This is a genomic window from Streptomyces sp. NPDC050535, assembly GCF_044457665.1.
Lineage (GTDB): Bacteria > Actinomycetota > Actinomycetes > Streptomycetales > Streptomycetaceae > Streptomyces.
Genome location: NZ_JBITHE010000013.1, coordinates 132,710 through 154,150 on the forward strand (window position 1 = coordinate 132,710; position 21,441 = coordinate 154,150).

The 21,441-nt window shown below is 72.6% G+C and carries 15 protein-coding genes; 6 read left to right on the forward strand and 9 right to left on the reverse strand.

Annotated features, from left to right (window positions below; genetic code table 11):
- Positions 1–222: 222 nt before the first annotated feature.
- Both ACIBLC_RS27125 and ACIBLC_RS27130 read left to right on the forward strand, forming a co-directional pair.
- On the forward strand, positions 223–963 hold the full coding sequence (locus ACIBLC_RS27125) for a hypothetical protein (RefSeq protein WP_399213811.1): 741 nt from the start codon (positions 223–225) through the stop codon (positions 961–963).
- 65 nt (positions 964–1,028) lie between these two features.
- Positions 1,029–1,493 carry a hypothetical protein gene (locus ACIBLC_RS27130; RefSeq protein WP_399213812.1) on the forward strand — a complete coding sequence of 155 codons (465 nt, stop codon included), beginning with the start codon at positions 1,029–1,031 and terminating at the stop codon, positions 1,491–1,493.
- Between the two features lie 67 nt (positions 1,494–1,560).
- Here ACIBLC_RS27130 and purH read toward each other — a convergent pair whose 3' ends face one another.
- Entirely contained in the window at positions 1,561–3,129 is a 1,569-nt protein-coding gene (purH, locus tag ACIBLC_RS27135) for a bifunctional phosphoribosylaminoimidazolecarboxamide formyltransferase/IMP cyclohydrolase (RefSeq protein WP_399213813.1), read from the reverse strand.
- The gene (gene purN / locus ACIBLC_RS27140; protein ID WP_399213814.1) at positions 3,126–3,755 is read right to left on the reverse strand and encodes a phosphoribosylglycinamide formyltransferase; all 630 of its coding nucleotides are present in this window, start codon (positions 3,753–3,755) and stop codon (positions 3,126–3,128) included. Before purN ends, purH begins: the two co-directional genes overlap by 4 nt.
- A 528-nt stretch (positions 3,756–4,283) precedes the next feature.
- On the opposite strand from purN, the gene ACIBLC_RS27145 reads away from it, so the two are divergent.
- The gene (locus ACIBLC_RS27145; RefSeq protein ID WP_399213815.1) at positions 4,284–5,210 is read left to right on the forward strand and encodes a hypothetical protein; all 927 of its coding nucleotides are present in this window, start codon (positions 4,284–4,286) and stop codon (positions 5,208–5,210) included.
- A 158-nt stretch (positions 5,211–5,368) separates the two neighbouring features.
- On the opposite strand, the gene ACIBLC_RS27150 is transcribed toward ACIBLC_RS27145, so the two are convergent.
- On the reverse strand, positions 5,369–7,150 hold the full coding sequence (locus ACIBLC_RS27150) for a DUF6350 family protein (protein ID WP_399213817.1): 1,782 nt from the start codon (positions 7,148–7,150) through the stop codon (positions 5,369–5,371).
- A gap of 108 nt (positions 7,151–7,258) precedes the next feature.
- On the opposite strand from ACIBLC_RS27150, the gene ACIBLC_RS27155 reads away from it, so the two are divergent.
- On the forward strand, positions 7,259–8,536 hold the full coding sequence (locus ACIBLC_RS27155; RefSeq protein WP_399213818.1) for a helix-turn-helix domain-containing protein: 1,278 nt from the start codon (positions 7,259–7,261) through the stop codon (positions 8,534–8,536).
- A 67-nt stretch (positions 8,537–8,603) separates the two neighbouring features.
- On the opposite strand, the gene sucD is transcribed toward ACIBLC_RS27155, so the two are convergent.
- The 6 genes from sucD to ACIBLC_RS27185 form a co-directional block, all read right to left on the reverse strand.
- A complete protein-coding gene (gene sucD / locus ACIBLC_RS27160; RefSeq protein ID WP_399213819.1) occupies positions 8,604–9,488 on the reverse strand; it encodes a succinate--CoA ligase subunit alpha in 885 nt (294 codons plus the stop codon).
- 21 nt (positions 9,489–9,509) lie between these two features.
- Positions 9,510–10,688 (reverse strand): ADP-forming succinate--CoA ligase subunit beta, encoded by a 1,179-nt coding sequence (sucC, locus tag ACIBLC_RS27165; RefSeq protein ID WP_399213820.1) that lies wholly within the window; start codon positions 10,686–10,688, stop codon positions 9,510–9,512.
- A gap of 821 nt (positions 10,689–11,509) precedes the next feature.
- Positions 11,510–12,532, reverse strand: a complete 1,023-nt coding sequence (locus tag ACIBLC_RS27170) for a hypothetical protein (RefSeq protein ID WP_399213822.1) — start codon at positions 12,530–12,532, stop codon at positions 11,510–11,512.
- Positions 12,533–12,740: 208 nt separating this feature from the next.
- Complete coding sequence (locus ACIBLC_RS27175) at positions 12,741–13,904, reverse strand: VWA domain-containing protein (RefSeq protein WP_399213921.1); 1,164 nt, start codon at positions 13,902–13,904, stop codon at positions 12,741–12,743.
- A 65-nt stretch (positions 13,905–13,969) separates the two neighbouring features.
- Positions 13,970–16,684 (reverse strand): DUF5682 family protein, encoded by a 2,715-nt coding sequence (locus ACIBLC_RS27180; protein WP_399213823.1) that lies wholly within the window; start codon positions 16,682–16,684, stop codon positions 13,970–13,972.
- On the reverse strand, positions 16,681–17,847 hold the full coding sequence (locus ACIBLC_RS27185; RefSeq protein WP_399213824.1) for an AAA family ATPase: 1,167 nt from the start codon (positions 17,845–17,847) through the stop codon (positions 16,681–16,683). The genes ACIBLC_RS27180 and ACIBLC_RS27185 overlap by 4 nt, the downstream gene beginning before the upstream one ends.
- 146 nt (positions 17,848–17,993) lie before the next feature.
- Here ACIBLC_RS27185 and ACIBLC_RS27190 point away from each other — a divergent pair, with 146 nt between their 5' ends.
- Together ACIBLC_RS27190 and ACIBLC_RS27195 are read left to right on the forward strand one after the other, a co-directional pair.
- Positions 17,994–19,370 carry an SWIM zinc finger family protein gene (locus ACIBLC_RS27190; RefSeq protein WP_399213825.1) on the forward strand — a complete coding sequence of 459 codons (1,377 nt, stop codon included), beginning with the start codon at positions 17,994–17,996 and terminating at the stop codon, positions 19,368–19,370.
- A 31-nt stretch (positions 19,371–19,401) separates the two neighbouring features.
- On the forward strand, positions 19,402–21,027 hold the full coding sequence (locus ACIBLC_RS27195; protein WP_399213826.1) for a DUF5691 domain-containing protein: 1,626 nt from the start codon (positions 19,402–19,404) through the stop codon (positions 21,025–21,027).
- Positions 21,028–21,441 lie beyond the last annotated feature (414 nt).

Sequence of the window (21,441 nt, forward strand, 5' to 3'; positions counted from 1 at the left end):
CGGGGGGGGGGGGGGGGGGGGGGGCCGGCCCGCGCCGGGGGGGGGCCGGGGCCGCCCCCCCCCCCCCCCCCCCCCCCCCCCACGACCGGATGCGCCGGCGACACCGGGGGCGGTGAGCCGGGACCGGTCACCACGGCCGCCCGCCAGGCACGGCCACAGCCGCTGACCTGGCAGCAGGAACTACGCGTCGGCGACGCCCAGCAACGCCTGACGAAACAGTGCATGAAGCGCCACGGTTTCACGTACTGGGAGGACCACACGCTGACCCTGCGCGAGAGCCGTCCGGTGCGGTACGTGCAGGACGACGTGGCATGGGCCCGCTCGTACGGCTACGGCGGCCGGATCGACGCCAAGAGCGAACAGACACGGAAACACCATCCCATCGCCGCGTACCGCCGGAGCCTGTCCGCCGAGCGGCGCGCCGCCTTCGACGTGGCGCTGGACGGCGGCGACGAGGCGGCCGACCTCTCGGCCTCGCTGCCGGGCGGGGCCGAGGTCCGCAAACGCCTCGGCGGCTGCACGGCCGAGGCGGAGAAGACCCTCTACGGCGACCCCGCCGAGTGGTTCCGCGCCTCGAAGACGGCCACCGGCCTCAACTCGCTGTACGGCAAGGACCTGATGGACGACCAGCGGCTGACCACCGCGGTACGCGCCTGGTCGGACTGCATGCGGCGGGCCGGCAGCCCCTACGACGACCCCCAGGCTGCCCGTGACGCGGTACGGCGGAACACCGCGCGCCTGGGCCGGGCCCGCGCCGGCGAGGCGTTCGGGGCCGAACGCCGGACCGCCGTCGCCGACGCCGGCTGCGCCCGCGAGACCTCGCTGAGGTCGGTGGCCGCGGCGCGCGAGACGTACTACTTCGACCAGCTGCGCGACCGCTACGGCACGGCGGTCGACACCTACCGGCGCCTCGGGCGGCAGGCGTACGAACGCGCGGTACGGATCGTGCCGCAGCGCGCCTGAGCCCGGCAGCGACCAGCCGCAGCACCCAGCACCCAGCACCCAGACATGCGACGAGGGGAATCATCATGCGCAAGTTCGCCACCACGATGGCCGTCATCGGCCTGACCGTCCTGGGGCTCGGCGTGCCCGCCACCAGCGCCCAGGCCGCCGGAACCGGCGCTCAGGGCGCCGGCTGCGACAACGCCTGGCCGGGCCGCAACGGCAACATGTACGCCTGGGACGGCTACGACTGCCAGGGCACGCTCCTGGGCGTCGACGCGGGCAACGACGCCGACTGGCTGTGGTCCCCCGGCGGCTTCGCGAACGCCTGGGACAAGGCGTCGTCCGTCATGAACGCCGGCTACACCGGCGGCAACGACGTCGTCCAGTTCTGGTACGTGCAGGAGTACCAGGACGGGTACGCCTGTCTCTCCCCGTACGAGTACTACGCGGACAACCTGTCCGACAACTACTTCAGCAACGGCCAGAACGCGGACAACAACATCCGCTCGCACCGCTGGGTGAGCAGTTGCAGCGTCTGGCTGACCTGACCCTCCCCCAGGGACGGAGACGGGCGGCCCGGCACCGCGCCGGACCGCCCGTCTCCGTGTGTGCGGCTCAGTGGAAGAAGTGCCGTGTCCCCGTGAAGTACATCGTCACGCCCGCCTTGGCGGCGGCCTCCACGACCAGCTCGTCGCGGACCGAACCGCCCGGCTGGACCACGGCCTTGACGCCGGCCGCGGTGAGGATCTCCAGGCCGTCGGGGAACGGGAAGAACGCGTCGGACGCCGCGTACGAGCCCTGCGCGCGCTCCTCGCCCGCCCGCTCCACCGCCAGCTTCGCCGAGTCGACCCGGTTGACCTGGCCCATGCCGACGCCGACCGAGGCGCCGTCCCTGGCGAGCAGGATGGCGTTGGACTTGACCGCCCGGCACGCCTTCCAGGCGAACGCCAGCTCGGCCAGTTCGGCCTCGCCGAGCGCGTCGCCGGTCGCCAGCGTCCAGTTCGCCGGGTCGTCGCCGTCCGCCTGGAGCCGGTCGGTGACCTGGAGCAGCGCGCCGCCGTCGATGGGCTTGACCTCGACGAGGTCGGAGGGGCCGCCCGCGACCTTGAGCACCCGGATGTTCTTCTTCCTGGCGAGCGCCTCGAGCGCCCCGTCCTCGTAGCCGGGCGCGACGATGACCTCGGTGAAGATCTCGGCGACCTGCTCCGCCATCGCCTTGCTGACCGGCCGGTTGACGGCGATCACCCCGCCGAACGCGGACAGCGGGTCACAGGCGTGCGCCTTGCGGTGCGCCTCGGCGACGTCCGAACCGACCGCGATTCCACAGGGGTTGGCGTGCTTGATGATCGCGACGCAGGGCTCGGAGTGGTCGTACGCGGCACGGCGCGCGGCGTCCGTGTCCGTGTAGTTGTTGTACGACATCTCCTTGCCGTGCAGCTGCTCGGCCTCGGCGAGACCGCCAGTGCCGTCGATGTAGAGGGCCGCGCCCTGGTGCGGGTTCTCGCCGTACCGCAGGGTGTTGTCGCGCTCGTACGTCGCGCCGAGGAAGTCGGGGAAGCCGCTGTCGTCGACGGCGGCGTAGTCGGCGGCGAACCAGGAGGCGACCGCCACGTCGTACGCCGCGGTGTGCTGGAAGGCCTCCGCCGCGAGCCGCTTGCGGGTGACGAGGTCGAAGCCGCCGTCCTTGACCGCGCCCAGGACGTCCGCGTACCGGGCGGGGCTGGTGACGACGGCGACGGACGGGTGGTTCTTGGCGGCGGCGCGGACCATCGACGGGCCGCCGATGTCGATCTGCTCGACGCACTCGTCGGGCGTCGCGCCCGAGGCGACGGTCTCGCGGAACGGGTAGAGGTTGACCACGACGAGGTCGAACGGCTCGACGCCGAGCTCTTCCAGCTGGCGCCGGTGGTCGGGGAGCCGCAGGTCGGCGAGGATGCCGGCGTGCACCTTCGGGTGCAGGGTCTTGACGCGGCCGTCCAGGCACTCGGGGAAGCCGGTCAGCTCCTCGACCTTGGTGACGGGGACGCCTGTCGCGGCGATCCTCGACGCGGTGGAGCCGGTGGAGACGAGCTCGACACCGGCCTCGTGCAGCCCGCGCGCCAGTTCTTCGAGGCCGGTCTTGTCGTACACGCTGACGAGCGCGCGTCGGATGGCCCGCTTGTTGCTCTCGGCGGTGGCGGTCACTGGATAACTACCTTTCGTCCCTCAATGCGATAGCCGTTGCGGGCGAGCCGCCCCACGACATCGACGAGCAGCCTTCGCTCGACTTCCTTGATGCGCTCGTGCAGAGCGCTCTCGTCGTCCTCGTCCCGGATCTCGACCACGCCCTGAGCGATGACCGGACCGGTGTCGACGCCGTCGTCGACGAAGTGGACGGTGCATCCGGTGACCCTCGCTCCGTACGCGAGCGCGTCGCGCACCCCGTGGGCACCGGGAAAACTGGGCAGCAGCGCGGGATGCGTGTTGACGAACCGGCCGCCGAACCCGGCGAGGAACCGCTTTCCCACGATCTTCATGAACCCGGCGGACACCACGAGGTCGGGCTCGTGGGCGGCGGTCGCCTCAGCGAGCGCCGCGTCCCACTCGTCGCGGGTGCCGTGGTCCTTGACCCGGCACACGAAGGTGGGCAGTCCGGCCCGCTCGGCCCGCGCGAGTCCTTCGATACGGTCCCGGTCCGCGCCGACGGCCACGATCTCGGCCCCGTACGCCTCGGGCCCCGCCTCGGCGATGGCGTCGAGCAGTGCCTGCAGATTCGTACCTGATCCGGAGACCAGCACGACAAGGCGCTTGGCCACGGGCTTGGCGGCCACGGTGGGGACCTTTCTCGGGGGAGCGGTTGCGCGGACGGCTTGTTCTGTACGTTCGTACCCGCACACTCACGCTTGTACATTCGTACGAATGCATCGCGCCCCGGGATACGGGGAAGTCTACGAAGCGGCCGACCGTCAGCAACGATACCGGCACTCCGGGCGGCCCCCACGGGACGGGGGCGTGGCCGGAAGGTAGCGTCTGGGGAGGATCCACCTGGGAACACCGTCCGGCGCGGGGAACGCCTTGCGTGCGTGCGGCGTTGATGTGGGTTGAGTACGTGAAGCGCGGGGCGGTCGTCCCCGGCCACGCGTGCGGACGCTCGGGACCGCCAGTCCCGAGTATCAGAACTGCTGTACGAGCGCTCGGGACGCGAGTCCGGGGTGCCGGATCCGCTGTACGAACGCTCGGGGTACGAGTCCCGGGTGCCAGACCTGCCGTACGAACGCTCGGGGCGCCCGTCCCGGGCAGGTACGAGGCTCTGTGGACACGCCGCCCGCCATAACCACCAAGGGGAAGACGCACACCTGATGCCGGACCGCAGTCTCCGACTCCCTCCGCTCCTGCTGCGCGAGCGGCGCCCTCAGCCTGTGCCGCCGCGGGAAGGCGGGGGCACACCCGGCTCCGGCCCTTCGGGTGAGCACGGCTCGGCCGACGGGAACGGGTCGGGCGGACAGGGCCCGGACGCGCCTCCCTCCAACTCCTCGGGCTCCTCCAGCTCCTCGGGCTCCTCGGGGTCCTCGGGGTCCTCGGGGTCGAACTCCCCAGGCTCGAACTCCGGCTCGGACGACAATCCGTTCGCTCCGCCGCCCGAGGGGACACCCGACCGGCCGTGGCAGCCGCGGCGGCCCGCGAACGGGCAGGGTGCGGAGGGCTCTGGCGAGCAGGGTGAGCCGGGCGGGCCCGGCGGGCAGTCCCCGTGGGGCAGCCAGTGGAGCGACCGGCAGCCCGGGCCGTCCAGCGGCGGCCGTTTCGGCGACCGTCCCGGTGCGCAGCAAGGGCAGCAGGGGCAGGGCCAGGGCGGTCCGGAAGGGCCGGGCGGCGGCATGCGCTGGGACCCGGCGGACCCCGCCCAGCGCCGCGCACGCTTCGCGCTGCTCTCCGGCATGTGGGCGTTCTTCTTCGCCCTCTTCAGCTGGCCGTACGTGGCTCTGCTGCTCGGTGCGCTCGCCCTCTACTGGGGCATCAGCGCCCTGCGCGCCAAGCCCCGCACCCCGGACCCGGACAGCCCGGCCACCGTCGACGCGCCGAAGGCCCGCCCTCAGAAGTCCGCCGCGGTGAGCGGCCTGGTCACCGCCTCCCTGGCCATCGCCATGGTCGCCGCCGGCTTCACCGCCCAGCTCGTCTACAGCGACTACTACACCTGCACCAACGACTCCCTCACCAACGTCGCGAAGGAGTCCTGCAACGACCTTCTGCCGAAGGAGTTGCGGGGAGTGCTGGGCACGCAGAGCTAGCAATCTTCCAGCCCGTCCGGCGCTTGAGGACGAACGCGCCGGCGCGAAGCGGGGGTCCGGGGGCGCAGCCCCCCGGGAACGGGACGGGAAGGGGCGGAGGGGGCGAAAACCCTCCGGCCTCGCACCCGCGCCCGCAGGCCGCTCCCTTTCATCAGGTCTCAGCTGGACTCGGTGGACTCGGTGGACTCGGTGGGCCCGGCGGGCTCAGCGGACTCAGTCCGCTCCGCCGCCGTCGGCTCCGTCGGCTCCGTGCGTTCCGTCGGCTCCGTGCGTTCCGTCGACTCCACAGGAGCGGACGCCTCCTTCAATGCCGCCCAGCGGGCCTCGCGGGACAGATCCTCGTGCCACGGAGACCCCGTGCTGTCGGAGGGCAGCAGGTCGTACGCCTGGTCGAAGGCGGACCCGGCCGGCGCGGCCTGAGCAGGAGGCTGCGCCTGAGCCTGCGGCAGGACACGGGCGAGGCCCTGGACCCGCGCCTGACCCTCGGCCCGCTCCCCCACCCGCCCCGGAGAAGGCGCCGCCCCCGCCCGCACACCTCGTGAGAACCACGACGGCAACCACACCCTCGGCTCCCGCACCCGAGACGCCCCCACCTGGGGCACCCCCATCTGAGGCACCCCCACCTGAGGCACCCGCCGCCCCCGAACCCGCCACCCGCGCACCCCCACCACCACAGGAACCCCCACTCCGGCCGTCCACAGCAGCGCCGCGCCCCCCGCCTGCCACCACACCGGCCCGAAGCGAGCCAGCCCCGCGACCCCGAGCGGCCCCCCGGCCAGCCCGGCCAGCACCGCGAACGCACCCCCGCACAACCCGGCCGCGAGCAGCACGCCACCGACGGTCCGGCCCCGGGACCACGCAGCCCCACCGCCTCCCGGCACCGCCGAGGCCACGACGAACCAGGCCACCGTCACCCCCGCCGCCACCGGCACCGCCCCGACCACCCAGGTCAACGGCGTCCCCGCCCCCGGCACCGCGGCCAGCAGCGGAAACGCCGGAAGCGACGACCCGGGCACCGCCGAGGACAACGGCGCCGCCACCTGCCCCGCCCCGAGGACGACCCCGGGCCCAAGGCCGTACGAGGCCCCCCACACGGCTGCGTTCGGTACGAGGGCCACGCACAGCAGCAGTACGGCGAACCGCCCCGACCACACCTCGGTGAGCTGGAGGAAGGACCCGCGGGCCGCACCCCCGTGCCACACCAACGACACGGCCACCAGCAACGCCCCTCCCCCGACCAGTACCGCCACCCCGGCCCCGGCGGCCCGCGTCACGCCCTCAATGAAGCGACGGGCGTCCGGCGCGAGCACATGGACGTCGACGTGACGGCGTACGCCCGGAGGCAGGGAGTCGAGCACCCGGCGTCCCCACGCGGGCATGGGCCCACGCGGATACCCGTACGCGGTCCACACCCCCGCTCCCACCGCCCCCACGGCAAGCAGCGGCAGGCATACGGCGGTCCACACCCAGGAGGGCCGCAGCGCCCCGCCCGAGGCGTACAGCGCCGCGGCCCCGCCGACGGACAGATAGCCGGCGGCGACGCCCGCCCACGCCGTACGGGGCGCCGCTTCTGACTCGGCGTCAGCCGCATCGCGCCCCGCACGGTGGAGCAGCCACACCGGCAGCACGACGAGGAGCAGCGGTGTGACACCCACCGGCATGGGCGTTCCGGAGAGCGTGTCCGTGCGGACGAGTTCGACGCCGTGGGCCAGCAGCCAGAGGGTCGCGGCCACGTGTAGCGCGCCGTCCGGCCCGCTGTCGGGGTACGGGGAGCTGATCCAGAGCACCATGACGAGGACGGCGAACGAGCCGAGTCCGAGCCCCGCCGCGAGGGCACCACCCAGGAGGCTGGCGGCCAGTCCGGGGGATCGGTCGCGCATCCGGGTGAGCAAGGGCGACAACATCAGCCTGCGGTCGGTCATTTGGGTCACACCCGTCATGCTCCCAACGACACGCGCTTTCTCGTCGTAACAGGCGAACCTCCGATGTGTCGCTCAATATGCAGTTATGTACTTTTTCGTACGAAGGGGCGCGCTGTGGAGTCCGAGATGACACAGAGCCCTGCGACCCCGCTGCCATCTCCCAAGGAGCGTCGCCGTCTGCGCGAGGCCAAGTCTCTGAGCCAGGCCGAAGTCGCCGCCAGAGTGGGCGTCACCCGCGAGACGGTGCGCTCGTGGGAGACCGGCCGTACGACGCCGCGCGGCCGCAAACGGGCGGCGTACTTGCGGCTGCTGGGCGTGCCGGATCAGGACCTGGGTGCCGATGCCGGTCCGGGTCCGGGTCCGAAGACGACTGCCGACGATGTCGAAGTGGGGGCTGAGGCCGAAGCCGAGGTCGTGGTCGAGGCCGAGGCTGTTGTCGAGGCGGCGGTCGAAACCGAAGCCACGGTGACCCCTCGTCAGGAGCCGTACGCCGAGCCCGAGACGACCACCGAGCCCGAGACGGATACCGAACCCGAGACCAGAAGCGACGGCGAGAGCGAGGACGAGAGCGACGACGAGGATGAATCCCCGGCTCCCCCGCCCCCCATCCTGACGCCCCCTCAGGCCTTCGACGCCCTCTACGCGTTCTGCACCCCCGCCCTCGTACGGCAGACGTACCTGCTCACCGGGCGGCGCGAACTGGCGCGTGAGTCGGTGGAGCGGGCGTTCCAACTGGCCTGGCACCGCTGGCCCGAGGTGGCCGTGGACCGGGACCCGGCGGGGTGGGTACGGGCGACGGCGTACGAGTACGCGCTCTCCCCCTGGCACCGGCTGCGCCCCAGGCACCGGCACCCGGAGGCGCCGCCCGCCGACGCGGCGGACCGCGCGCTGCTCGACGTACTCCTGAAGCTGCCGCCGATGTACCGGCGCACGCTGCTGCTGTACGACGGGGTCGGGCTCGATCTGCCGGAGACCGCGGCCGAGACGGAGGCGAGCACGCCCGCGGCGGCCAACCGGCTGCTGCACGCTCGCGAGGCTGTCGCCGCGCGCCTGCCGGAACTGGCCGCACCCGACGAACTGAACCGGCGCCTGGCCGCACTCGCCGCCACGGAGCGGCTGCGCGCGGCGAAACCACGCGCCGTCCGCTACGGCAGTGAGCACCGCGCCCGCACCTGGACCCGCGCCGCCATCGCCTTCACGGTCCTGCTCATCGGCGCCACGTCGCTGAGCCTGCACACGGCCCCGGACCACTACGAGCCGCCCATGGCCCCCGGCGCGACGGTCCGCGGTCTGCCGCCCCGCAGCGCCCCCGGCCCGCTCTCCGACGAGCAGCTCGAACTCCACGCGTTCCTCAAGTCCCAGACCGTGAGCGGCCCGGAGAGGCTGGTTCCGGAGGCTCGCTGAGTACGCACGGAAGGGCCCGCATCCTGGTGGGGTGCGGGCCCTTCCGTGCGTACTGCGCTGTGCGGACTCAGCCGTTGAGGATCTCGCGGGCGAGCTTCGCCGTCTCGGTCGGCGTCTTGCCGACCTTGACGCCGGCGGCCTCGAGGGCCTCCTTCTTCGCGGCGGCCGTGCCGGAGGAGCCGGAGACGATGGCGCCGGCGTGGCCCATGGTCTTGCCCTCGGGCGCGGTGAAACCGGCGACGTAGCCGACGACCGGCTTCGTCACGTTCTTCGCGATGAAGTCCGCCGCACGCTCCTCGGCGTCGCCGCCGATCTCGCCGATCATGACGATCAGGTCGGTGTCGGGGTCGGCCTCGAACGCGGCGAGCGCGTCGATGTGCGTCGTACCGATGACCGGGTCGCCACCGATGCCGACGGCCGACGAGAAGCCGATGTCACGGAGCTCGTACATCATCTGGTACGTCAGCGTGCCGGACTTCGAGACCAGGCCGATACGGCCCGGCTTCGTGATGTCGCCCGGGATGATGCCGGCGTTCGACTGGCCCGGGGTGATGAGACCGGGGCAGTTCGGGCCGATGATGCGGGTCTTGTTGCCCTTCGACTTCGCGTACGCCCAGAAGGCGGCGGAGTCGTGAACGGCGATGCCCTCGGTGATGACGACCGCGAGGGGGATCTCGGCGTCGATGGCCTCGACGACGGCGGCCTTGGAGAAGGCCGGCGGCACGAAGAGGACGGACACGTTGGCGCCCGTCTTCTCGATGGCCTCGGCGACCGTGCCGAAGACGGGGATCTCGGTGCCGTCGAAGTCGACCGACGTGCCCGCCTTGCGCGGGTTCACACCGCCGACGATGTTCGTGCCGTCGGCCAGCATGAGCTTGGTGTGCTTCATGCCCGTGGCACCGGTCATGCCCTGGACGATGACCTTGCTGTCCTTGTTGAGGAAGATAGCCATGGCGGTTGTTTCCCTCGTCCCTTACTTCGCAGCCGCGAGCTCGGCGGCCTTGTCGGCCGCGCCGTCCATGGTGTCCACGCGCTGCACGAGCGGGTGGTTGGCGTCCGACAGGATCTTGCGACCCAGCTCGGCGTTGTTGCCGTCGAGGCGCACGACCAGGGGCTTGGTGACTTCCTCGCCCTTGTCCTTGAGCAGCTGGAGCGCCTGGACGATGCCGTTGGCGACCTCGTCGCAGGCGGTGATGCCACCGAAGACGTTGACGAAGACGGACTTGACGTCCGGGTCGCCGAGGATGATCTCCAGGCCGTTCGCCATGACCGCGGCGGAGGCGCCGCCGCCGATGTCGAGGAAGTTGGCCGGCTTCACGCCGCCATGGTTCTCACCGGCGTACGCGACCACGTCGAGGGTGCTCATGACGAGACCCGCGCCGTTGCCGATGATGCCGACCTCACCGTCGAGCTTGACGTAGTTGAGGTTCTTCGCCTTGGCCGCGGCCTCGAGCGGGTTGGCCGAGTCCTTGTCCTCGAGCGCGGCGTGGTCCGCCTGGCGGAACTCCGCGTTCTCGTCCAGGGACACCTTGCCGTCGAGGGCGATGACCTTGCCGGAGGCGACCTTGGCCAGCGGGTTGACCTCGACCAGGAGGGCGTCCTCCTTGATGAAGGTGTCCCACAGGGTCACGAGGATGTCGGCGACCTGCTCCGCGACATCGGCCGGGAACTTCGCCTGCGCGACGATCTCGCGGGCCTTCTCGATCGACACGCCTTCGTTGGCGTCGACCGGCACCTTCGCGAGGGCCTCGGGGTTCTCCTCCGCGACTACCTCGATCTCCACGCCGCCCTGCACGGACGCCATGGCGAGGAAGGTGCGGTTGGTGCGGTCGAGGAGGTACGAGACGTAGTACTCCTCGACGATCTCGGGCGCGGTCTCGGCGATCATCACCTTGTGGACCGTGTGGCCCTTGATGTCCATGCCGAGGATGTCCGTCGCGCGAGCGACGGCCTCGTCCGGGGTGGCGGCGAGCTTGACGCCGCCGGCCTTTCCACGGCCACCGACCTTCACCTGCGCCTTGATGACGGACTTGCCGCCAAGACGCTCGGTCGCCTCGCGGGCTGCCTCAGGCGTGTCGATGACTTCACCGGCCAGCACCGGTACACCGTGCTTGGCGAAGAGGTCCCTCGCCTGGTACTCGAACAGGTCCACGCGCGTCCGTCCCTATCAGTGATCTCGCGGTTCGTTGTCTGCGTGGGCGTGCCGCGAAGGGCAACGTGACGTCCGCTGTCACAAGGGTGGCGCACACGGTGTCCGAGCGCGCGGCATGTCCGTCCCGCAGGTTATCGCCGCCGGACGCGGGTCCCTAAATCGCAGGTCACACCTGAGCGGTGATACCTGTCACAGAGCGGCCCCGGACGGGCCCCGAGTGGCGGCGGGGCCCGGTTCCGGGGCCGGGGCCTCACCGGGCTGGGGTTGGCCCGGCGAGGCCCCTTTGGGAAGCCCCGAGGGGCTCAGGGCGGGTGGTCCCCACCCCAATGGGGACCGTCCTGCCCTTCCGCGGGGTCCCGGTTCGGACGGACCGAAGGCTTCGGCCGTCCGGGTTCATCGCCCCGCGGAGTCAGGGGGCCTCCGTACGTCGGCTTCGTCCGACGATCACTTGGTCGCCGGTCGCCGGTCGCCGTATGGAGGGGAGAGAGGATCGGTCGGATGGCGTACGTGCCCTACCGGGCGCTCCGGCCGCGGCGGGCATCGCGGACGCCGCGCACGTAGACCGCGGTACGACGGGATCGGTCCGCGTGTAGGCGGCGTGCGCGATGCCCTCGATATCCGCGATACGGGCGATACGGGCGGTACCCGCGATACGACGGGCTCGGCCACCGGGGCCATGCGTGTGACCGCGTGGTCGACAGGTGGAGTGCTCCGTGTACGGCGGTGGCCACGGACGGACAGCCGGCGAGGCTGTGGGGCCGGGGAGGCCGTCCAGCCCGGGAGGCGGTGCAGCCCAGGAGGCCGTAAGCCGGAGAGGGTGTTCAGCCGGGGAAGACGGGGATGTCCCGGAACCTGTCCCGGGTCTCGACCACGGTCACGGCCACGGACGCGCCGGGCACGAGCCGCAGCGGCACCCGGTGGTGAGAAGTGACGGCGTGGGGGTCGCCGTGCCGCGGCCCGCCGTTGTCTCCGGCCGACTGGTGCGCCGGCACGCCGGTCGGGTCGCCGGGGGGCGTCCGGTGCGCGGGGGCGGGCACGGGCGCACGGCGAACGCCCTGGTCGGCGGCCCGCGGTACGCCGGTACCTCCGGCCCGTGTACCGACCCGCACGGGCCCGTACGCCGAACCGGTCCCCGCGACAGCCTGCCGCCGAGCCGCGCCGTGCTTGTCCGCCGAGTCCGTGGAACCCGACGTGTCCCGCGCAGCCCCGCCGGACCGCGGCGCGGCCGAACCGGCGGCCGGCAGGGTCTGCTCATCCGTGCCGGGGAGCGTCGGCGGACCGGGCTCGGACGGCGGTGCTTCCGCCGAGGGCTCGGCCGGGATGGGCGTCAAAGCGCCGGTCAGGACCTCGGTCAACGTGTCGGTCACGGTGTCGGTCAGGGTTTCGGTAAGCCCGCCGGTGACCGTCGCAGCCAGGTCACCGACCGGTTGCACGACACCGTCGACGGTACCGGTGACCGGAGTACGAACGGTGTCGGTGAGGTGTGCCCGCACCGCGTCGGTGACGTGCGTGACAGGGCTCGACGAAACCGAGCTCGTCTCACTCGCCCCCGGAGCCGAACCTCCCGGATCCACAAACTGTCCGACCGAACCAGACACCGACTCGGCCACCGAACTCGTGACCGACTTGGTCACCGAACTCGTGACCGTCTGAACGACAGGTGCCGGAGTCGTCGGCGCTTTCCCGTCCACCGCGTGCGCCTGCTCCCCGAAGAGGAGCCCGAGCGCGAACAACCCACCCACCAGGAACGCCACTCGCAGCGCACGCCGTCCGGCCGCCGTGCGCGTCACGCGCAGAGCGGTACCGGGCAGTGCGACACCGGATATCGCGGCCGACGAAGCCAAGGAGGAGGGCTCTTCCCAAGTGAAGGGTGTGAAGACCCGTCGATCCTCGCACGAGCCTCCCGAGGCCTCACAACCCCCCTCCTGTCGAGGGGCGTTCCCGTGCTCGACGGGCGTTCAGGTCCGGTTGCCGGCAGCTGTTCGGGCCCGGCTGTCAGCGGCTGCCCACGTCCGACTGCGGGCCGGAGTCACCACGCCAATGCGCAGCTCCTCACCTGGTGTCCGGCACCGGCAACGGGCGCTTCTCGATGGCCGCCGCCATCACCTCGGGGAAAAGGTCGGGCGTGCAGGCGAACGCCGGCGCGCCCAGCGCCGCGAGAGCCGCAGCGTGCTCACGGTCGTACGCCGGTGCCCCCTCGTCGGAGAGCGCGAGCAGCGTCACGAACTGCACCCCCGACGCCTTCATCGCCGCCACCCGCTTGAGCATCTCGTTCCGTATCCCCCCTTCGTAGAGGTCGCTGATGAGCACGACCACCGTGTCGGCGGGCCGGGTGATCTGCGACTGGCAGTACGCGAGCGCCCTGTTGATGTCCGTACCGCCGCCGAGCTGCGTGCCGAAGAGCACGTCGACCGGGTCGTCGAGCTGGTCGGTGAGGTCGACGACGGCCGTGTCGAACACCACGAGCCGGGTGGAGATGGACCGCATGGACGCGAGGACGGCACCGAAGACGGAGGCGTAGACGACGGAGGCCGCCATCGACCCCGACTGGTCGATGCAGAGGATGACCTCCTTCTTCACGGACTGCGACGCGCGCCCGTAACCGATCAGCCGCTCGGGCACGATCGTGCGGTACTCGGGCAGGTAGTGCTTCAGGTTCGCCGCGATGGTGCGGTTCCAGTCGATGTCGTGGTGACGGGGCCGACTGATCCGGGCGCTGCGGTCGAGGGCACCGGTGAGCGTGGCCCGCGTGCGGGTGGCGAGCCGCTTCTCCAGGTCCTCGACCACCTTGCGTACGACGGCCCGCGCGGTCTCCTTGGTCGTCTCCGGCATGGCCTTGTTCAGGGAGAGCAGCGTGCCCACCAGATGGACGTCGGCCTCCACCGCCTCCAGCATCTCGGGCTCCAGCAGAAGCGCGGACAGCCCGAGCCTGTCTATGGCGTCGCGCTGCATGACCTGGACGACGGACGACGGGAAGTACGTCCGGATGTCCCCGAGCCAGCGCGCGACGGACGGCGCGGACGCCCCGAGCCCCGCCGAACGGTCCCGCCCCGACTGGCCCTTGCCTCCCTTCCCGTACAGCGCGCCGAGCGCCCCGTCCATCGCGGCATCGTTCCCGGAGAGAGCGCATCCGGTACCGTCCGCCTCGTCGCCCCCGAGCACGAGTCGCCAGCGCCGCAAGCGCTCACCCGCCGCGTCGCTCACGCCGGTCAACACGCTCTCAGCGCCTTCAGCGACTGCTCCGGCCACGTCCACCGCGTCCGCCGCGCCTGCCGGTGCGGTCATCGGGCCACCTCCACAAGGTCGTTGTCGTCAAGGGCGTTGGCGGGAAGGGCGTTGCCGTCAGTCACCCGGTCGCCGGTCGAGAGGTCGCCGTCGGGTTCGTCCAGCCCGAGCAGCAGGCGCAGTACCGGGAGTACGGCGTCCGCGCGGCCGGTGTCGAGCTCGGGGGCGAACCCGGGTATCCCGGAGCCCGCGGCCGTCTCGGGCCCCCGCACCGCCGGGCCGCGCCTGATCAGCTCGCCCAACGTCCGGCGCACCCCGGTCTCGTACGCCGAGAACGTCCGCCGCAGCAACGGCAGCACGTCGGTGAAGGCATCCGCCGGCACCCCCGTCAGCCACGCGTCCACCAGCCCGAGCAGCCGCTCGTCGTGCAGGAGCAGCATGCCGCCCCCGGAACCTCCTCCGACGAACCCCTCGATCCACGCGGCGGCGTCCCCCGGCGCAGTCCCCGGCGACAGCACCAGCCCCATCAGCCTGGCGGCCTCGTCCTGCGCCAACTCCCCCTCGTCGAGCAGCAGTCGCACAGCCCGTCCTCGGATCACCCCCGGCACGGTGTCCCGCCCGGCCAGCACCCGGAGCACGGCGTACCAGCGGCCGCGAACGCCGCCGGACACCCGTACGCCGCCCGGCGATGCGGGGGCGGCCGGTGAGGTGGCGACGCCCGGCGAGGTACTGGCGGCCGGGGACGCGCTGGTGCCCGGCGAGATGGTGGCGCCGGGAGACGTGCTGGTGCCCGGCAGGTTGGTGGCACCCGGCGAGATGGTGGTACCCGAAGTCGTGATGCCGCCCGATGACGGGGCGCTGCTCCCTGACGGGGTGCCGCCCGACTCCGCCAGCAGCCCCACCGCCCCCTGCACCGCGTCCACATGGCGCCGCATCTCCTCGGCTGCCTCGGTGTCGAGAGCCGTGCAGGCCGGTGGGAGTCCCACGAAGATCCGCTCGGCGAGGCCCACCGCGACGCCGTGGAGTGCGTGTGTGTCGGTGCCGCGCACGTCGCCGTAGCGCAGGGAACGGACCAGTGCGGGCAGGGCCTGCGCGAGATGTCCGACGTCGGCGTCGAGGGCCGCCCGGTCCGCCAGGACGCGCATGACCACGGGCAGCGCGTCCGGCAGTTCGGCGAGGAGGCAGCGCTCGGCGAGCGCGGTGACCTCGGCCAGCGAGCCCGCGCTGATGGCGTCCGCGTCGGCCTTGGCGGTCGCGGCGGAGAGCACGGTGGTGCCCCACACCCCGGCCTCGGCGACCCGCACGGACAGCTCGGGCTCCCACCGCAGCCGCCAGGTCTCGCGGAAGGTACCGGTGCTGCCGCGCGACGCGGCGGGCTCGCCCCACCCGATACCGAGCAGCCGCAGCCGGTGCAGGAGTCTGCTCCGCCCGGCGTCGGTCTCCTTGCGCAGGTCGAGCTCCAACTCCCGCTCCGCGGCCTCCGGTTTGAGCCGCAGCCGCCGCTGAAGCCGGGCGAGGTCGCGCTGCAACGGCACCGCAGGCGCGGACTCCGGCACCTCCCCCATCACATCCCCGACCACGAGCCGGTCGCGCACGAGCGCCAGCGGCACGTCGGAGCCCTCGCACATCACGGCCCGTACGGCATCGGTGGTCTCGGTCAGCCCCGGCAGCGGACGGCCGCGCATCGCGGAGAGCGTGTCGGCCAGCCGTACCGCCTCGATGACGTGGGCGGAGGACACCATCCGGTCCTCGTCGCGCAGCAGCCGGGCGACCTTCGTCATCCAGCGCTCGATCGGGCGGTCGGGGGCGCCGAACAGATGCCCGTACCAACCCGGCGAGTCGATGCCCGCCCCGTATCCGCTGGCCCGGGAAAGCCGGCGGTGTGTCCACGGCACCCAGGTCAGGTCGGCCTTGGCCTTGGGCAGCCCCTTGAGCAACGCCCGGTCGGCGCCGGCGGTGGTCTTCTGCCGTAGTGCGGGGACGTGCCAGGCCCCGCAGACCACGGCCACCTCGTCCCCGAACTCCCGCTGCGCCGAACGCATCTGAAGCCGCATGTACGCCTCGCGGAGCAGGTCCCGGTCGTGCCCACCGACCCCGTACGCCTCCCGCAGCGCTCCCATCGCCTCTTCGAGCGCGGTGAACGGCGCGAACGGATCGTCTCCCGCCCCGCCCCGGTGCTCGACCACGTCCTCCCACCACCGCTCGGGATCGTCGTAACCGGCGGTCTCGGCCAGCACGGCGAGGGGATCGACACGGACGGCTTCGGACGACAGCTCCCCCGGTGCCTCCGAGTCCCCCGAGCCCTCTGAGTCCCCCGGGTCTTCCGAGTCCCGGTCGGGGAACTCCTCCTGCCCCCAGGCCAGCGTGTGGGTCGCCGGAAGGTCGATGAACCGGGCCGGGACCCCGTGATCCAGCGCCCATCGGATCGCCACCCACTCCGGGGAGAACTCGGCCAGCGGCCAGAATGCCGAACGGCCGGGCTCGTCCACGACGTGGGCGAGGAGCGCGACCGGGGGCCGCATGTCCTTGTCCGCGGCGAGCGGGATGAGCGCGTCGGCCTCCGGAGGCCCCTCGATCAGCACGACCCGGGGAGCCGCCGCCTCCAGCGCGGTCCGCACGGCCCGTGCGGAACCCGGCCCGTGATGCCGTACGCCGAGCAGCAGCGGCCCGCTGCCGGGCGGCCTGCCCACGGGCGGCGGCCCGTCGACGTCCGTCACGCGATCCCCCTCGGTTTCGGCCCGCTCGGCGCTCTCCCCCTGGAATCCGCTCATGAACTCACCTCCCGGCAGGCACGGTAGAAGTCCTTCCAGCCGTCGCGCTCGCGGACGACCGCCTCCAGGTACTCCTGCCAGATGACGCGGTCGGCCGCCGGATCGCGGACGACGGCGCCGAGGATGCCGGCTGCGACGTCACCCGCCCGCAGGACTCCGTCTCCGAAGTGGGCCGCCAGCGCGAGTCCGTTGGTGACGACGGAGATCGCCTCGGCGGTGGACAGCGTGCCGCTGGGTGACTTCAGTTTCGTACGCCCGTCGGCCGTGACTCCGTCGCGCAGCTCGCGGAACACGGTGACGACACGGCGGATCTCGTCGATGCCGTCGGGGGCCGCGGGCAGGTCGAGGGAGCGGCCGAGCTGGTCGACCCGGCGCGAGACGATGTCGACCTCGGCTTCCGCACTCTCCGGCAGCGGCAGCACCACGGTGTTGAAACGGCGGCGCAGCGCGCTCGACAACTCGTTGACCCCGCGGTCGCGGTCGTTGGCCGTGGCGATCAGGTTGAAGCCGCGGACGGCCTGCACCTCCGAACCCAGCTCCGGTATCGGCAGCGTCTTCTCCGACAGGATCGTGATGAGCGTGTCCTGCACGTCGGCCGGGATGCGGGTGAGCTCCTCGACCCGGGCGGTCATCCCCTCCGCCATGGCGCGCATGACCGGGCTCGGCACCAGGGCGTCCCGGCTGGGCCCGTGCGCGAGCAGCTCCGCGTAGTTCCAGCCGTACCGGATCGCCTCCTCCGGTGTCCCGGCCGTGCCCTGCACGAGCAGGGTGGAGTCGCCGCTGACCGCGGCGGCCAGATGCTCGGACACCCAGGTCTTCGCGGTGCCGGGCACGCCGAGCAGGAGCAGCGCGCGGTCGGTGGCGAGTGTGGTGACGGCGACCTCGACGAGGCGGCGCGGTCCCACGTACTTGGGTGTGATCACCGTGCCGTCCGGCAGCGTGCCGCCTTGCAGATACATCGCGACGGCCCACGGCGAAAGCCGCCAGCGGGCCGGGCGGGGCCGGTCGTCCTGCGCGGCCAGCGCGGCGAGTTCGGCGGCGAAGGCGTCCTCGGCGTGCGGCCGCAACACCTCGCCGGCACTCTCGCCCCCCGTCACTTGCGCGGTCGCGCCCACGGGCGGATTCACGGACGCGGAATCGGTCGGCTCAACGGACACAGACATGGCTAGGTCCCCCTCCAGCTCGGCCGGTTCGATCGGCCGGTTCGGATCTGGTTCCACCGTGCACCATGCCACTGACAATGCGTCCTGACCTGCGAAAACGTACTCGCGAGAGTCGATTGTCAGTGGGGGGACCTACCTTCGATGACATGACTCAGCAGGGGGTGCGCTGGACCGCGGATCAGGTGCTTGCACTGGCGCCTGACGCAGCGTCACGCAAAGCGGGAAGCAAGCTCGGCTCGACCGGGCCGTGGTCGGAGGCAGGCAGTTCTGACGAGGGGACGGTATGGGGACTGTGCGCGGGAAGTGGCAGCAAGCCGTATCAGACGGTCATCGATATCGCGGACTCCACCGGGCCCGCGTACAAGTGCAGTTGCCCCAGCCGCAAGTTCCCGTGCAAGCACGCGCTCGGGCTGCTGCTGCTCTGGGCGGGCGAGGAGGGCACGGTCCCGCGTGGGCAGGCGCCGGACTGGGCGGGCCAGTGGATAGAGGGGAGACGACAGCGCGCGGGGGCGAAGGAGACGACGACGGGCGGGGCATCTGGGACGGCCTCGTCGGGTGATCCGGAAGCGGCCCGGCGCCGGGCGGAGCGGCGGGCCGAGCGGATCACCGCGGGCGCGACGGAGTTGGAGCAGCGGCTGACGGATCTGCTCCGAGGTGGTCTGGCCGGCGCCGAGCAGGCCGGGTACGGCGCGTGGGACGAGACGGCGGCCCGCATGGTCGACGCCCAGGCGCCCGGACTTGCCTCGCGAGTGCGGGAGTTGGGGGCGATCCCGTCGTCCGGCCCTGGCTGGCCCGCGCGGCTCCTGGAGGAGTGCGCCCTGCTCCACCTCCTCGACCAGGGCTGGCTGCGTCGCGAGCGGCTGCCGGACGACCTTGCGGCGACGGTGCGTTCACGGATCGGGCTGTCCGGCTCGGCGGACGGCACACCGGTGCGCGATCAGTGGCTGGTCCTGGCCCAGTACGACACGGCGGACGGCCGTCTCACCACACGCAGGATCTGGTTGCACGGGTCGGAGTCCGGACGCACCGCCCTGCTGCTCTCCTACGGAGCCGCCGGCCGCACGCCGGAGCTGGCGCTGCCCGTCGGCCTGGCCTTCGAGGCGGAGCTGTCCAGCTACTCCGGCGCCGGACAGCTGCGGGCGGCGCTGGGCGAGCAGTTCACGCCACCGGCGCCCACATCGATACGGCCGACGGGAGTCACCACACCCGAGGCGGCGGCCCGTTACGGCGAGGCCCTGCGAACCGACCCCTGGCTCGACTCCTACCCCGTCACCCTGGACCAGGTCATACCGACCCCGGTCGGCGATCCGACCGCGGCCGCGCCACGCTGGCAACTGGCCGACGCCAACGGCGACCTGGCCCTGCCCATCGCCCCGGCGCTCGGCTCCCTCCCCGGCCTGTGGCGCCTGGCCGCCCTGTCCGGCGGTGCTCCCGTCACCGTTTTCGGCGAGTGCGGCCACCAGGGTTTCACTCCGCTGACGGCCTGGCCGCAGGGCCCGGGCGAGGCGGTGTCGCTGTGCTGACCACCTCCGTACGGAAAGGATGCCGACGCTGATGAACACGACCTCCGCTCCCGCTGGGGGCTCCTGGGAGGAGCTCGTCACCGTGGCGCTGCTGGGGACCGAGCGGCGTAGACCGCCAGGTTGCGGGCCGGCACAGGACGCGCCGACGGTGTTGCTGGACGCGGCCGCCGTGGAGACGCTGCGGCGGCGGGCCGGGGTGCGGCCGGCGCGGGCGGCGGCCCGGCCCGAGCCGGCGGCGCCGGATCCACGCCCGCCCCTGCCGCCCGCCGCGGCTCGCCGCCTCACCCTGTTGCTGGCGGACCGGCCCGGCACCGGGGGCGGAGGCGGGGGCCGGAGGGGGACGACACCGGACCTCATGGAGCTGCTGCCGCAGTGGCTGGCCCTGGCCAACGCGCGCGGTTTCGCGCCGCCCCCGCAAACCCTGCCCGCTCTCCTCGACGCGGCCCGGGGCCGTACGGATCTACGCCCGGCCGCACTGACCTTCGCCGGACCGCGCGCCCTGTGGCTCGCGCGACTGAACACGGACTGGCGCTTCGCGCTGCGTTCCGCGCCGGGAGGCGGTACGGCCCTGCCGGATCCCGCCGAGCCCGAGCGCGTACAACAACTATGGCAGGAAGGGCTGTTCGCCGAACGGGTCGCGCTGCTCACGGCGATTCGGGCCCGCCGTCCGGCGGCCGCCCGCGAGCTGCTCGCCACGACCTGGGCGACCGAACGGGCCGAGGACCGGCTGATGTTCCTCGATTCTCTCCGCTCAGGGCTGTGCGCGGCCGACGAACCCTTCCTGGAGCGGGCGCTCACCGACCGGAGCCGCAACGTGCGCGCTACGGCGGCGGAGCTGCTGTCCGCGCTGCCGGACTCCGCGCTCGCCGCGCGGATGGCGGCCAGAGCGGGTTCCTGTGTGGCTGTCGACCGTACCCGCGGCGTCCCCACGATCGTGGTCGAGGCGCCGCACGAGTGCGACCCGAGCATGGAGCGGGACGGCGTGGTGCCGAAGGCGCCCGCCGGCCGGGGCGAACGGTCCTGGTGGCTGGGCCAGTTGGTCGAGGCCGCGCCGCTCTCGACCTGGCCGCGACGGCTCGGCGGCCGTACACCGGAGGACATCGTCGCCCTGCCCGTGGCGGACGACTGGCAGAACGAACTGCATGCCGCGTGGTGCCGGGCGGCGGTACGGCAGCGGGATCCTGGCTGGTCCAGGGCCCTCCTCGGGCCGCCCTCCGCTCCTGAGGCCGGCGGACCAGGAGCGGTGTCCCTCGCCGAGCGGTCGAAACTGCTCGCCATGCTGGACTCCGCCGAGCGGGCCGAGTGGGTCGCCGGTTTCATAGGCACCCACGGCTTGTCCGAGGCGTTCCAGTTGCTCGGGGTGTGTGCGGTGCCCTGGGCGGGGCCGTTGGGCCGAGCGGTGGTCGACGCGCTCAATATCGCCCGGGACGCGGGCAGTTACCCCTGGAGCTTCAGTGGGGTCATGGGGCTGGCCGAACGTTGCCTCGACCCCGCGGAGGCCGTACGGCTCGAAGCGCTCACCGGCATCCCCGACGAGCCGGAAAACGCCGCCCCAGGCGCCGGCAGCTACTGGGCCGAGGCCTTCCAACGCCTCGTAACCACCCTCCGCCTACGCGCAACGATGACCAAGGAACTCACACCCCCCGCCCCGACGTAAAACCCCTCCCTCGCCCCTACCCATCCCGCTCCCGAGGGCTCCGCCCCCCAATCACCCAAAGGACTCGCCCTCGAACGCCGGACAGGCGGAAGATGCCTGGCCCGAACCTGAAACGCGTAGCCCCACCGAGCAGCTAGGGACGGACGACGGACGGGATGACAACGCCTGCCCCTCAGACGCGCCACGCTCCGGCTGATGCCCACCGGCGGGAGGGGCCGGGGGCCGGTACATCACATGCCCGTCGCGTACGCCCGCGTCACCGGACGGTCCCCATGCTCGCCCGACGTCTGATCCGGCGGCGACGGGCGGATGTACCGGCCCCCCGCCCCCCCCCCCCCCCCACCCCCACCCCCCCCCCCGCCCCCCCCCCCCCCCCCCCCCCCGGCCCCCCCCCCCACCCCCCCCCCCCCCCCG